Origin of the sequence: Affinirhizobium helianthi, from assembly GCF_042680945.1 — a bacterium.
Lineage (GTDB): Bacteria > Pseudomonadota > Alphaproteobacteria > Rhizobiales > Rhizobiaceae > Neorhizobium > Neorhizobium helianthi.
Genome location: NZ_JBHUEQ010000017.1, coordinates 157,779 through 172,207, shown reverse-complemented (window position 1 = coordinate 172,207; position 14,429 = coordinate 157,779). Strand labels below are relative to the sequence as shown.

Here is a 14,429-nt window from a genome sequence, read left to right as displayed (position 1 = left end):
ATGAAACCAGGTCGCTTCGACAGCACCGTCCTCACCCTCTGCTTTGCCTTTCTCTACATCCCGATCATCATTCTGGTGACGTACTCCTTCAACGCGTCCAAGCTCGTCACCGTCTGGGGCGGCTTTTCCTTCGAATGGTACCGGGCATTGTGGAGCAACCAGAGCCTGATGGAGGCGGCCTCGGTGACGGCGCGGGTCGGCGTGCTCAGTGCCACCTTCGGCACCATTCTCGGTACGCTGGCTGCCCTGACCCTGGTGCGTTTTCCGCGCTTTCCCGGCCGCATTCCCTTCACGGGCATGATCTATGCACCGCTTGTCATGCCGGAGGTCATCACCGGCCTCTCATTGCTGCTTCTCTTCGTCGCGATGAATGTCGATCGCGGCTTCTGGACGGTGACAATCGCCCATACCACCTTCACCATGTGCTATGTGGCGGTCATCGTGCAATCGCGGCTTCTCACCTTCGACCGCAGCCTTGAAGAGGCCGCGCTTGATCTTGGTTGCCCTCCGGTCAAGACCTTCTTCCGCATCACGCTGCCTCTGATCCTGCCCGCCATCGTTTCCGGCTGGATGCTCGCGTTCACACTGTCTCTGGACGATCTGGTCATCGCAAGCTTCACGACGGGCCCCGGCGCAACCACGCTTCCCATCAAGATCTATTCCCAGGTGCGGCTCGGTGTGACACCGGAAATCAACGCCATCTGCACGATCCTGATCGGGTTCGTGACACTTGGCGTGATCGTCGCCTCTCTCAGTTCAAAGCGGAATGAATTGCGGCGGATCCGGGATGAGCATGTCGCTCTGCGTGGAGCGGCCGGATAGGCCTTCTCATCTCATGTCGTTTCAGGGTTGGCCCGGCGCGGTCGGTGCAAGCCGTGCCGGGCTTGCCGACGGCCAGATGACCGGATTGGGCCAGACACCGCCAACCAGCAAGCCATGCGCGGCTTTGCCACTGGATGTGTTTTCCAGCTCGCCAGTCAGAAAGAGGCTGCGCGTGAGGTAGGGAACCGTGCCGGATAGTGCGAGGCGATAGGGTGCGGCGTGCAACAGGAAGGACTGGATTTCAGCGGTGCCGCTGTTGATATCGGCCTTGACGTCGAGAGTGTCGAAGTCGAGCGAGGTTCGGCGAAGCTGCTTCAGCTCGAAATAGCTGGTGCCGCCCGCCAGTGTTTCCAGCCTTGTCAGGTCAATCGCCGGAAGGGTGCCATTTTTGGCATTGAACTGTATTTGTCCCTGGATGTCGTCCGCGCTGATGCCACGGATCGCTTCATCGGCAAAGAACCGGGCGGAAAGATTGCCTGTTCCGCTGATGGCGCTGTTGCCCAGGTTCAGGGCCTTGGCCAGCTGGGCAAGATTGACGTCCCGTGCCTTCAGGTTCAGCGCGGTGCGAACCGCAGGCTCATTGGTCATGGAAACATCGCCGGTCAGGTTGCCGCCGAACAGGTCCGCGTCCAGGATTTCCACCTGCGCGCGTTCAGAATCGGAGACAACGCTCACCGCCGCATTCGTCATGTTCAGCAGGCCAAACTCAACCTTGCTTGCCGAAAACCGCACATCAAATCCAAGCTGGCGCTCGAAGGGCGGGAAGTCTGGCCGGGCAGGCGGCTCAACGTCTTCATCGGATTGACCCGAAATAGCGGTCACCAGATCGCCAAGGTTCATGGCGTCGAAAGCCAGGGTTCCGGTCACCCTTGGCGCAGATGTCTGCGTGGCCATGGAAAGATCCATCACGCCGCTTCCCGTTGTGCCATTGGCTCCGATAGAAAGCTGATCGAAACGAAGCACATGGCCAAGTGTGACGAGCCTTGCAGAGAGGGAAAAGTCTGTCAGCCGGTCAGCGATGTGAATTGGCAGGTTCGCCCAGGTCACGACATCTGCCACTTTCGGAACCGAAAGCCTCAGGTCTCCGGCGAAAAAGGCATAGCGCGCCAGATCGGCCGATCCGCTGAATGTGGCGGACACCAGCGGGGACTGGAGACTGGCATCGACCTGCGCACTGTGACCGGCGAGCAGCATCAGGGGCGCGGCTGTGCTGATATCCAGCGCCACGCTCTGTTCGTTCACCATGCCCTTCATTCTCAACCGTGCGGAGGCAGAAAGCCGTGCCCAATCCAGCGAACCCTCGATCTGGGTGATGGACAGAGATCGGCCAGCGGCATCACTGAGAAGGACGGAGCCTTGAACAATGGTGATGTCGCCAATGACCGGATCGTCGGAGGGGGCACCACTGGCGTTTTCGCGCTCCGCCGCTTCCCGAAGGGCTTGCCCAAGAAGCCCGTCCGTGCCCCAGTTCAGTTGCCCCTTTGCATTGCGCTTCAACAGGATATGTGGTCCCACGAGCGTGAAATCTTCAAAGACGGGCGCACCCCGCAGAGCCTGCCAGATGCTGAAACGGGCAGACAGCGCTTCCACATGACCAATGATTGCCGCGTCCGCCCGGTCCTGCGTGCGGATGGTGATATCCCTCAACGTCACCACCGGGCGTGGCCAGAAGCTGAGATCCGGCTCGGCGGCGATGAGAATATCATGGCCGAGCCATTCCTCGACGGATGCTTCCATGCGCTCGCGAACCAGTGCGGAAGAGATCAGTGAAGGCGAGAAGACGCGGAAAGCCAGAATACCCGCAAGCACAAGCAGGCTCGCCAGAAGTGCGGCGCTGGTCAGTAGGTGGCGCGGCTTGTGCTGGTTCATACGGTTGAAAAGGCTTCCACGGTGATGCCCGGTCCTGCGGACGTGTTCTGACTAGGACGTTTCTCCGGCACAGATGAGGCTGTGATCTGTGTCGATGGCTCTAACGGAAATGTGGCTTTCTTGCAAATGCGAGCAGGTTGAACCCTCTTTATCCTGCATTGCAACATGCTATAGCTTCTCAATCAGGGTTGGAGGATGTGCTGATGAATGCAGAAATGCCGCTTTGGGTCCCTTCGGTTGAACGCTGCCAGCAGGCGCCTTTGACGCAGTTCATGGCCTGGTTGAGCGGTCGCACAGGGCTAAGCTTTGGCAGTTCCGATGCGCTTCACGCTTGGTCTATCGGGAACCGGGGGGATTTCTGGTCGGCTATCTGGGATTTCTTCCAGGTAAAGGGCGAGAAGGGGGAGCGCGCCCTGATCAATGGCGACATCATGCTCGAAGCGCGGTTCTTTCCCGATGCACGGCTGAATTTTGCCGAGAATCTCCTGAGCCGCACCGGCTCGGATGACGCCCTTATCTTCCGCGGCGAGGATAAGGTTGCCTATCGCTGGAGTTGGGACGAGCTTCACGCGAAGGTCTCGCGCCTGCAACAGGCATTCCGCGCGCTGGGGATCGGTGAGGGCGACAGGATCGCCGCCATGATGCCGAACCTGCCGGAAACCGTGGCCTGCATGCTGGCCGCCGCGTCGATCGGGGCCATCTGGTCTTCCTGCTCGCCGGATTTTGGCAGGCAGGGCGTGCTGGATCGCTTCGGCCAGATCGAGCCGAAGCTCTTCATTACCTGCGACGGTTACTGGTATAACGGCAAGCTTCAGGATGTTGCGGACAAGGTGCGCGACGTTGCCTCGCAGCTGAACGTTCCCGTGCTTGTCGTGCCCTATGCCGGTGACGCCGAGGCCCTTGCCGCCTCGCTTGCCGATGGCCGCACATTCGAGGCCTTCATGGCGCCCTTCGAGGCTGCGCCGATCACTTTCGTGCCGCTGCCTTTTTCCCACCCGCTCTACATTCTGTTTTCATCCGGCACGACAGGCGTTCCCAAGTGCATTGTTCACTCCGCGGGTGGCGTGCTGCTACAGCATCTGAAGGAGCATGTGCTGCATTGCGGCGTTCAACCGGGCGACCGTCTGTTCTACTTCACAACCTGCGGCTGGATGATGTGGAACTGGCTGGCCTCCGGTCTCGCAGCCGGTGCAACGCTGTGCCTTTATGATGGCTCTCCTTTCGCACCGGATGGCAATGTGCTGTTCGACTATGCGGAAAAGGAGCGCTTCGCCATTTTCGGCACCTCCGCCAAATACATCGACGCCGTACGTAAAGGCGGGCTTGAACCGGCGCGTTCACACGACCTCAGCGCCCTGCGTCTGATCACCTCCACCGGATCGCCGCTGTCGCCGGAAGGGTTCAGCTTCGTCTATGAGGGCATCAAGAAGGATGTGCATCTGGCCTCCATCTCCGGCGGCACGGACATCGTCTCCTGCTTTGTGCTGGGCAACCCGCTGAAGCCGGTCTGGCGGGGCGAGATTCAGGGGCCGGGTCTGGGGCTTGCAGTCGATGTCTGGAACGATGAAGGCCATCCGGTCCGGGGCGAAAAGGGCGAACTGGTCTGCACCAAGGCTTTCCCCTCGATGCCGGTCATGTTCTGGAACGATCCCGATGGTGCCAAGTATCGTGCCGCCTATTTCGAGCGGTTCGACAATGTCTGGTGCCACGGGGATTTCGCCGAATGGACCGCGCATGGTGGCCTGATCATTCATGGCCGCTCCGATGCCACCCTCAATCCGGGCGGGGTGCGGATCGGCACGGCTGAAATTTACAATCAGGTGGAGCAGATGCCGGAAGTCCTGGAGGCGATCTGCATCGGTCAGGATTGGGACGAGGATGTGCGCGTCGTGCTGTTTGTCCGGCTGGCGGAGGGTAAAGTGCTCGATGAGGCGCTGGTTTCCGCCATCAAGACCCGGATTCGCACCGGGTGCACTCCGCGCCACGTTCCTGCAAAAATCATTGCCGTGGCGGATATACCCCGTACGAAATCCGGCAAGATCGTCGAGCTGGCGGTGCGCGAAGTGGTGCACAACCGCCCCGTCAAGAACAAGGAAGCCCTTGCCAACCCCGAGGCACTCGATCTGTTCGCCAATCTCGCGGAACTTCGAAGCTGAAACAAGGGGATCCAATATTACACAGGGTCATATTTTAACCCGTTCTTAAGGCGGGCAGGCGACGATTGGAACAGAGACGCAGACGGTTTGCTCTGCGGATCAACTCTGGAGAAATTCCATCAGCATGATCTTTAAAGGCAGCTTCGGCTGCCTTTCTTTTACCGTTCGATCGTGCGGGATACGAAGAGAACCGGCACAAGCCCGACCAATACAATGATCAAGGCCGCCACAGAGGCGTTTTCCACTTGCGCGCGCGAGGCGTCTTCATAGATCAGCGTTGCCAGCGTGTTGAAGTTGAAGGGGCGCAAGAGAATGGTCGCGGAAAGCTCCTTCATCGTTTCCACAAACACAAACAGCGCGGCGGTCAGCAGGGCTGGGCGCATATTCGGCAGGAGAACGAAGAACAGGGTCTGCAGGCGGTTCCGACCGAGCGTGCGCGCGGCCATGTCCAGATGCGGCGAAAGCTTGTGGAAGCCCGCATCGATCGTTCCTTCCGCCATGGTGAGAAAGCGTGTGCTGCACGCATAGAAAATCGCAAAGCCGGTGCCGGATAACAGAAGGCCGGTCGAGACGCCAAGATGCTCGCGAAGGAAAGCGTCCAGCGCATTGTCGAATGCCGCGAGCGGAAACAGAACGCCAATGGCCAGAACGGTTCCCGGCATTCCATAACCCAGAGAGGCAACACGTCCTGCCATGCGCGTCACGCGGCCGGTATGGCCACGATTGGCATAGGCGAGCGTAAAGCCGATCAGGACGGTTGCCAAAGCCGCCGAACCCGATACCGTTACGCTGTGGCCAATCGCCTTGAGCAGCCGGTCATCCTGGAAGAGTTCCAGCCGATTGCCCGCATAGTGCATGAGCATGAGAAGCGGAAGCAGAAAGCCGATGGCCACCGGAACAAGGCAGACAAGAGCGGCTGCCGCGCCCTTCCACCCCGCCAGCGGCCGCCGGATATGATCGTTGACGCTTGCGGTGGTGCGGTTGGCGACGAAACGCTGACGCCGCCGTGCCATGCGCTCGACCCAGATGAGCAGGGCCACGAAGACTAGCAGAATCAAGGCCAGCTGCGCCGCACCGGCCAGACTGCCGCGGTTCAGCCAGCTGTCATAGATCGAGAAGGTGATCGTGTTGACGCCCAGATACTCCACGGCTCCAATGTCATTGAGGGTCTCCATTGTCACAAGGGTCAGGCCGATCATGATGGCCGGTCGCGCCATGGGCAGCTGGATGCGCCAGAGGGTGCGCCAGATCCCGGATCCCAGCGTGCGCGCCACATCACCGGCGGCGCGGCCCTGCATCAGGAAGCTCGAACGGCAGGCGAGATAGACGTAAGGGTAAAGGACACTGGACATGATCAACACTGCGCCGCCAAGCGAGCGAATGTCCGGAAACCAGTAGTCGCGAATGGTCTTGAAGCCGAAAAACTGGCGCAGCAGCGTCTGGACAGGTCCGGTATAATCCAGAAACTCCACGAATGTGTAAGCAGCGATATAGGAGGGAATGGCCAGAGGCAGCACCAGGGCAACCGTGAGCAGGCGGCGGAAGGGAAATTCGAAAGTGGTGACCAGCCACGCCGTCGCAATTCCGAAGACGGAGGTTACCAGACCGGTCAGCGCCACCAGCAGCACGGTGCGACCTGCCGCACGTGGCAGCACATTCGCCAGCACATGCTCCATGCTTTCCGATCCACCGGAAAAGGCAATCCAGATCACCGCTCCCACCGGCATGGCGGCGATAATGGCGATCAGAACGGCGATAACCGAAAGCACGCGCGTTTCGGCGCGCGCCGCATGTTTCAGGGCGAGGCTGGCTGAAGGCAAACCGGCATCCTTTTATGACCAAAATTCTCGACTTCAGCCCTACAATATCGGGGGCAAAAGCCAAGAGCCGACTGATCGATTCTCGATCAAATCAGTCAGCCAGGACGCGCGGTGAAGGAAAGGTGACTTCCACCAGCGTTCCCTCATTCGGAGCCGAATGAATGGAGAAGACAGCCCGGTTGGCGTCCACCATGGCCTTGGTGAGTGGCAGGCCGAGACCTGTTCCATCCCCCCGCTTGCGCGATGCACCGGCAACCTGCCGGAACGGTTTCATGGCGAGTTCCAGCTCTGAACGGGTCATGCCTATGCCCGTGTCCCGCACCCGCAACACCACGCTGCCATTTGCCTCATAGCTGGTGGAGACGACGATTTGTCCTCCCGATGGGGTGAAGCGGATCGCATTCGAAAGAATATTCAGCACAATCTGCTTGATCGAGCGCAGATCGGCCACCACGGGCGGGACCGCCTGGCTCAGGGCGGTGCGGATGATGACGCGTTGCGTATTGGCCTGCGGCTGGAGCAGCGACACTGCCTCCGCAATGGTCTCGTTGAGCCCGACGGATGCGAAATCGAGATCCATCTCACCGGCTTCAATCTTGGAAATATCCAGGAGATCGTTGACAATATCGAGCACGTGGCGGCCAGACCGGCCAATATCATTGGCATATTCGACATAGCGCGAATGACCGATGGGGCCGAGGCGTTCCGTTGCCATCATATCGGCAAAACCGATGATTGCGTTGAGGGGCGTTCGGATCTCATGGCTCACATGGGCCAAGAACTCCGTCTTGTGGGCGCTGGCGGTTTCTGCTGCGCGCTTGGCATTGCGCAGCTCCTCCTCGGTCCGCTTCCACTGGGTAATATCGCGAATAACGGCGCAGAAGCCATTGGACGAGCTGAGCTTGCCGATCGTCATGAAGAGCGGCACGAAGCCACCGCTCGATTCGCGGCCAATCACCTCGCGTCCATCATTGAGCAGGCTTGCGACGCCAAATCCGGTCAACCCGCTCAGATAGTCGAGAACGGATTTCTGGCTCTCATGCGCAAACAGCATCACGAAAGGTTTGCCGATGGTTTCGGCGTTATCGTAGTTGAAGAGTGCGCTTGCCGCACGGTTCATGGAGCGGATGTCGCCATCGGCTCCAAGCGTCACGACGCCGTCCGTGGCCGTATCCAGAATGGCACGCAATTCATCCACTTCCACCGTCAGGCGGGTCACTTCATCTGCCTGTGCCTGATGCTCGGCAATGGCTTTCGGTGATAAGTCGGGCTTTGCAGCCTCTGTGCCTGCGGTGTTCGGCATCAGGGCCAGAATGAGAGCGGAACCCTCCTCATAGCGCACCGATTGCAGCCGGGCAGTGACGGGCACGATCACATCGTCGGCACGAACAACAACCATTCCGCCGGCCTCAGAGGTTTTGTCATCCAGTTCGTGGCGCTGGAGCAGGGCATCCAGACCGCCGACATCTGCCAACTGCTCCAGACTTTCATAGCCGGTCAGGCGCAGGAATTCGGCATTGGCGTGAATGAGGTCATCGCCGCTATGCACCAGCAGCGCCACCGGCATCTGGTCGATGATCTCGGCCGAAAGCTGCGGGCGCGGGCGCAAGTTGGCAGCTTCCGCATAGGCTTGCGCAAGCGTAATGGGCGCCTCTTCGTCTTCTGCCTGTGGGGCGGCCTCTCTCTCCTGCTCGATGTCAGCCTCTGGCGCTACCTCAGCATCGGGCTCATCGTCTGCCCCGACATTTGGTTCGCCATTCTGCTCGAGAGGGTCCGTGCCTTCCTTTTCTAGAGAATGAGGCCCGTCTTCCGCCTGTACGACGTCTTCGGCGTCCACGGCTTCTTCGGTTTCTATCGAAGCGCCGTCCCGTTCCTCGACCTCTTCCACAACAGGTTCCTGTTGAACCTCATGCACCGCGGGCGCGGTGGGCAGGGCGTCATCCTCTGCATCGAGGCCAGCATGAAGAAGCGAACCCGGTCTGGCGGTGTTTTGCGAGGCGGATTCCCGCGCGACATCGGGTGTTTCTGCCGCCGGTTCGATTTCAGCAGCTTTCTGTGGCTTGCTCGCTTCCTCGCCACGGCGGAAAGCCTCAAGCCGGCGCGCGATTTCCTGAAAGGCTGCCTGCTCACCAGGCGTCAGGCGATCGCCCGTGCGCAAGCGGTGCTCGTCGAAGCGAACGATCTTGTCAGTATAGCGCTGACCGGGATTTTCCACGATCCGCAGCACCGGCTTCTCGATGGGGGGAAGCGGCATCCGTTCAGGCTGTTCATTCGCCTCGGGCGAGCGCTCTTCCTGCACATCGACCGCACTGTTGTCGATCGGCCTGTCTGCTTTTTCTTCATCGGGAAGGGCTGCGATCTCTTCCATCGCTGCGGCAGGTGCAGGCTCAGCCCCGGCATCGTCGCCCGCCTCTTCGCTGTCCGGCTCCTGCGGGGTCTGCTCAACCTCGTCAGCATTTTCGGCATGATAGTCTGCGGCGGCATCCAGGTCCGCAGCATCCTCTATATCCATGCCTTCCAGTTCCGCATAGAAGGCGTCCACTTCTTCCGGCGAAATCGGCTCAAGCTCTTCAGCAGGGGCCTGATCGGGCGTTTCTGCCTCCGTTTCAAGGGGCTGCCCGGTCTCGATGCTCGCTTCAGCTTCTTCTGCAACCTCGGCCTGTTGCGCCACGGCTGGTTCAGGTAACTCAGCCTCGCTGGCAGGCGCTGCGGCATCCTCCTGGCGAAGTTCGCTCGCACGGTCTGTGAAGGTCACGAAGCTTGCGTCGTCCAGCTCATCGAGGACAGGCTCATCCTCCTGATCGCCAGATACCAGCGTCAGGCCCAGCGCCAGCGGATCTTCCTTCGCATCGGCCATCCGGATGATGCCAAAGCCGCGGAAACCATCGAATTCGCGGCTGCGGGAATAGGTGGGCAAAGCCGCAATGTCGATTGGCACCACAAGCGAGGTTCCCTCGATCGGCCACCAGATCGTCTTGCCGGACCAGGTGTCGCGACGGTTGAGAAGTTCCGTGATCCGGCCTTCCGGGTCCAGATTGAACAGTGCGGCGACATCGCCGAAGGAAAGCCCTGTCACCTCTGCGGCATGGGGGCCGACAGCATTCATGAGTTCCGGAGAAATTTCGCTGAAATTGCCGTCCGCATCGATCTTCCAGACGAAGCGGGTCGCACGGGTATCGCGCCGCCGCCCAAAGGGGGAGGTTTCCCCAGAGCTTGCCGCAGCGGGCATTTCATCGGCGGGTACGAGCTCGTCATTTTCCGGTTCGCGGCGCGAGACGGATGCTGGGCGAGGCGCTTCTTCGCGCAATGCCTGCGGACTTGCGCTGTGGTCATTTTCCCCCAAGGCTGCGGGTAGAGTGTTTCCAACCTCGGTAAAATCCGGGTCCTCTTCGACCTGTTCCTCAAGCTCGTCAATATCGGCAATGGCAGCCAATGCCTGATCAAAGGCGCTCTCCTGCACGGGAGACCCGGAATGCGTCACTGTCTCGATTTCCGCCTCAGCCTCAGCCTGTGCAGGTTCCTGCGAGGCCCCGTCATCGTGCTGCGGCACTGAACCGGATGCGGGCTCTTGCGGGGCTTCGGCTTGCTCTTCTGTCTGAGGCTGAACGATGAAGAGGAGGTAGCTTGCCGGATTGTCCGTCACCCGCGCAAGCGCACAGGGCAGGTTGCCCAGCGCTGTGGCCAGCAGCCGTTTGATGATCCGCTCCGAGCTGCGCTCAAGAGTCTGGATCATAACGAAACGGGCGGCAGCATAGAGTTCCAGCCGGTCGAAATCCGGGGAGGCGGCAATCAGGCTGCCATTCTCGCTCATCACTGCCATGTGGGTGTTTGGATCGTCAAAGCCCTCCAGCATTGGCGATGCTGAATCGGAGCCTGCCTGAGCTTCAGGACTATCCGGCACACTGAGCAGGATTCCGCTTTGCGAATCCGGCAGGTCGATCCGCTCCACCTGGGCACGGGCGGACACGCGCTCGAAGCCGGCCGTCACTCGGATGGTAAAGCTGGCGCTATCGCCGGATTTGCGCAGCGCACCGGCCGCAGCTCTCGCCTGGCGCAGCGTGATATCGCCGCCTGGCGCGCCGCGCTCCATCAGGTCGTAAATGGTGGCAGAACGGAAAAGCCTGGCGCCGCGACCGTTTGCCCACAGAACGTCCTTCATGTCCGGGCTGAACAGAACAAGCGCCTTGCCGGCGGCAAACTGCTCGCGCACTCTTTCATGAATAGCGATATCGATGAACGGATACTGCACAGCGGACATCGGCTTCCTTGCACCGGGACCCTTCGGAGTTCATTCCGAAGTGAGGTTAACACATTGTTAGTAACTTCCCAGCCCCCATTCGGTCCACTCGCGGATGAGTTATTCTCCGTAACAGGGTTAACCTGTAAAATTGTATTGTGCGGCGCACAAAAATGTTGCATCGCACAACGAGATCGCCTATATAGGTGTCATGGAGCTTCCCGAGGAGGCTCAACCCAACAAGGATGGATGACATGGCATACAGAACTGATGACGTTTTCTCGTTCTCTGCCTTTGACCCGAGCCGCATGACCGACAGTCTGCGCGAGTTCGCGGAAAAGGGCGCCTCCCAGTCCCGTGAGGCTTTCTCCAAGATGAAGGAAGCTGCTGAAGAGGCAAGCAAGGTTGTGGAAACAACGGTGCAGACCGCTCATGCTGGCTCTGTGGAACTCGGCCTCAAGGCAATTGGCGCCATGCGCACCTCAGCCGATTTGTCGCTTTCCCACATGGAAGCGCTGCTGGGCGTAAAGTCCGTATCTGAGCTGATCGAGCTTCAGACTTCGTTTGTGCGCAAGCAGGCGGAAGTTGCTGTCGAGCAGGCCAAGGCCATGCAGGAAGCTGCCCGCAAGGTTTCCGAAGAGGTTACCAAGCCCGGCAAGGATGCCGCTGAAAAGGCTATGGCGAACTTCAAGACCGTTTAAGATTTAATCCTCCCAAGGATGGGCCGGGTTTTTGCCCGGCCTTTTTCATTATCGGGCATGAAGGGGCTTGCAAAAAAAATGCAATTCTCTTATGTCACGCCCCAGACGACGCCGGGAAACCGGTTCGCTATTGTGCGGTTGTAGCTCAGTTGGTTAGAGCGCAGGTTTGTGGCACCTGAGGTCGGAGGTTCGAGACCCCCCAACCGTACCATTTTTCTCTTTCTTTCAGTCTTGACGTGTTTTGAACGTGCGACGCTTGGCTTCGCACACGTTGCACATTCTGTTTTGTTGCTCAACCAGAGCACGTCCAGCAAAAGCGTGTCAGCGGTTTTGCGTCCGGCCTTTTTCCCACCGACGGGCATGATCTGCCTCCCTCGATAAGTTCCCTGCCACCGTCTCTGCAAGAAACTGCCGTTTGCCGCATCATGGGAGGTGCTGCGCAAAGGTGGTTTAACCGCCTGTGATTTCCCGCACAGGTGGCGCGCTTTCGGCTTTTCCCAACAATATATGAATAAGAACTTATCATTCGTCATTCAGGGAATTTCGACACTCTCAGGTTACTTTGGAGCGTACCTGCACCTTCGGGCTGAATGAGAAAGACTTTAGCGAATGACCAACATTTCAATTTCCAAGCGGCTATGGTTGGCTGTTCTCCTGCCGCTCTTGGCTATGATCTATCTGGCCTCTCTTCAGGTGGCGGATTTCTGGAATGCTTATCAACGCATGAGCGCGATCGTCTCGATCAGCGATGATCTGACCAAGCTGGCTAATGTCGTGCATAGTCTTCAGGTCGAGCGCGGCCAGACGGCTGGCTTCCTGACATCGAAGGGTAAGTCTGGCGCAGCGGAGGTTGCAGGTGCAAGGCAGGCCGCCGACAAGGCTCTGCAGTTCATGCCGGAGGTTTACGATAGTGCTGCTGCTCTTCAACAGCCTGCACTGAACGAACGCATTTCCGATGTACGTGCCAAGTTGGGGGATCTGTCCAGCCTCAGAAGCGGGATCGATGGCTTCACCGTCAGCGGCAAACAATCCTTCGATTTCTACAGTGGCCTGATCGCCGATCTTTCCGGCACCGCCTCGGAATTCGTGGCGCAGGGAAGCAATTCCACTCTTGCCTCCCAAATGACGGCCTATGTCGAGCTGATGTCTGCCAAGGAGCTTGCTGGCCAGGAACGAGGCATAGGCAACGGGTTCATTGCCGCAGGCAAGGTCGATCCAGCCCGATTCGTTTCATTCGCGCAGATCGGAGGCGCGCAAGATGCTTTGCTCGAAGGTTTCCTCAAATTGCAGGATGAAGGCCGCAAGGCAGATTATGCGGCCAGCCTACAGGTGCCGGCGCTGGAGCAGATCCGCGCGATCCGCAGCCGGATCATCGGAGAGGGCAGTGCCGCCAACCTGAGCGATCTTGATCCAAAGAACTGGTTCGCCCTGACAACGCAGCGGATCAACGCCATGAAGGCGCTGGAAGACAAGACCCTTGACCATATTGCAACGGCTGCGCGGGCGGATGCTTCCAATGCACTTTCCAGCCTCACGCTGGTTCTGATCCTGTGCGTCGGCGGCGGGCTGCTGATGATCGCGCTTTCCGCCTATATGGGAATGACTATTTCTTCCCCCATCAAGGCCATGGTGCATTCCATGGGGCGTTTGGCCGAGGGACATCTGGAGGCAGGCAGTACCGATGGCACGCGCAGGGATGAAATCGGTGACATGGCGCGCGCTGTTGAAGTCTTCCGCCAGAATGCCATTCGCAACAAGCAGTTGGAGAGTGAGGCGGAGGCTTCCCGGGCGAGAGCTGAAAGCGATCGTCTGGAAGCGCAAAGACGTGCGGAAGCAGAAGCGGAGGAGCGGCTTAATCGCGCCACCGGCTCGCTTGCCGCTGCCTTGCGCAGCCTTGCCTCCGGCGACATGCAGTGCGAAATCCACGAAGCCTTCGCTCCGCAATTCGAAGCCCTCCGTTCGGATTTCAACCGCTCTGTCAGCCAGTTGCGGGAAACCCTCCAGATAGTCAGCCAGTCCGTCGGATCGGTCAGCGGCGGTGCCTCGGAGATTTCCGCAGCGTCTGACGACCTGTCGCGCCGCACCGAACAGCAGGCAGCCTCGCTTGAGGAAACGGCCGCGGCCTTGGAAGAGATCACGTCCAACGTATCGGCTACCTCTAAACGCTCTAACGAGGCACGCAGCGTCACCCGCAATGCACAGGTTCAGGCTGGCAAGTCTGGCGAGGTGGTGCGAGAGGCGGTTCTTGCCATGGAACGTATCGATCAGGCCTCCCGTCAGATCGGCCAGATCATTTCCGTAATCGACGAGATTGCCTTCCAGACCAATCTTCTCGCCCTCAATGCGGGTGTCGAGGCTGCAAGAGCGGGAGAAGCAGGTAAGGGTTTTGCAGTCGTGGCACAGGAGGTGCGGGAGCTGGCGCAGCGTTCCGCCAATGCGGCGCGCGAAATCAAGACCCTGATCAACAATTCCGAAGTGGCCGTTTCCGAAGGTGTACGGCTTGTTTCCGATACGGGTACTGGCCTGGAAAGCATTGCGGACCTCATTGTCTCTGTGAACGCGCATATGGAGGCAATCGCCGCTGCAGCGCAGGAGCAATCCGCTGGGCTTGCGGAAATCAGCAGCGCGGTGAACCAGATGGATCATGCAACCCAGCAGAACGCCGCCATGGTGGAACAGATGAATGCGGCAGGTGCGGGGCTTGCCCGTGAAAGCTCCACGCTGGAAAGCCTGATCTCCCAGTTCAGGCTGGAGCATTCCCGCTCCATCCCCGCGCAGGGCATGGCATCTGCTACACGCTACGCGGCATGATTTGACTACGCGG

7 protein-coding genes and 1 tRNA gene are annotated in these 14,429 nt (G+C 59.5%); 5 read left to right on the top strand and 3 right to left on the bottom strand.

Translation table 11 applies throughout. The features are described 5' to 3' along the window. Positions 1-822: an ABC transporter permease gene (locus tag ACFSE1_RS10860; RefSeq protein ID WP_377400650.1), complete on the top strand. Its 822-nt coding sequence runs from the start codon at positions 1-3 to the stop codon at positions 820-822. A gap of 21 nt (positions 823-843) precedes the next feature. Here the strand turns inward: ACFSE1_RS10860 and ACFSE1_RS10855 are convergent, their stop codons facing one another. Beyond that, a complete protein-coding gene (locus tag ACFSE1_RS10855; protein ID WP_377400647.1) occupies positions 844-2,691 on the bottom strand; it encodes an AsmA family protein in 1,848 nt (615 codons plus the stop codon). A gap of 203 nt (positions 2,692-2,894) precedes the next feature. On the opposite strand from ACFSE1_RS10855, the gene ACFSE1_RS10850 reads away from it, so the two are divergent. Then, positions 2,895-4,847 carry an acetoacetate--CoA ligase gene (locus ACFSE1_RS10850; protein WP_377400644.1) on the top strand — a complete coding sequence of 651 codons (1,953 nt, stop codon included), beginning with the start codon at positions 2,895-2,897 and terminating at the stop codon, positions 4,845-4,847. Positions 4,848-5,005: 158 nt separating this feature from the next. Here the strand turns inward: ACFSE1_RS10850 and ACFSE1_RS10845 are convergent, their stop codons facing one another. Beyond that, positions 5,006-6,574, bottom strand: a complete 1,569-nt coding sequence (locus ACFSE1_RS10845; protein WP_377400816.1) for an ABC transporter permease — start codon at positions 6,572-6,574, stop codon at positions 5,006-5,008. 184 nt (positions 6,575-6,758) lie between these two features. After that, positions 6,759-10,925 carry an ATP-binding protein gene (locus tag ACFSE1_RS10840; RefSeq protein ID WP_377400641.1) on the bottom strand — a complete coding sequence of 1,389 codons (4,167 nt, stop codon included), beginning with the start codon at positions 10,923-10,925 and terminating at the stop codon, positions 6,759-6,761. Positions 10,926-11,158: 233 nt separating this feature from the next. Here ACFSE1_RS10840 and ACFSE1_RS10835 point away from each other — a divergent pair, with 233 nt between their 5' ends. The 3 genes from ACFSE1_RS10835 to ACFSE1_RS10825 all read left to right on the top strand — a co-directional run bounded on the left by ACFSE1_RS10835 (position 11,159) and on the right by ACFSE1_RS10825 (position 14,416). Continuing rightward, complete coding sequence (locus ACFSE1_RS10835; protein ID WP_377400638.1) at positions 11,159-11,605, top strand: phasin; 447 nt, start codon at positions 11,159-11,161, stop codon at positions 11,603-11,605. Between the two features lie 134 nt (positions 11,606-11,739). Further along, positions 11,740-11,816, top strand: a tRNA-His gene (locus tag ACFSE1_RS10830). A 398-nt stretch (positions 11,817-12,214) separates the two neighbouring features. After that, on the top strand, positions 12,215-14,416 hold the full coding sequence (locus ACFSE1_RS10825) for a methyl-accepting chemotaxis protein (protein WP_377400635.1): 2,202 nt from the start codon (positions 12,215-12,217) through the stop codon (positions 14,414-14,416). Positions 14,417-14,429: the final 13 nt, after the last annotated feature.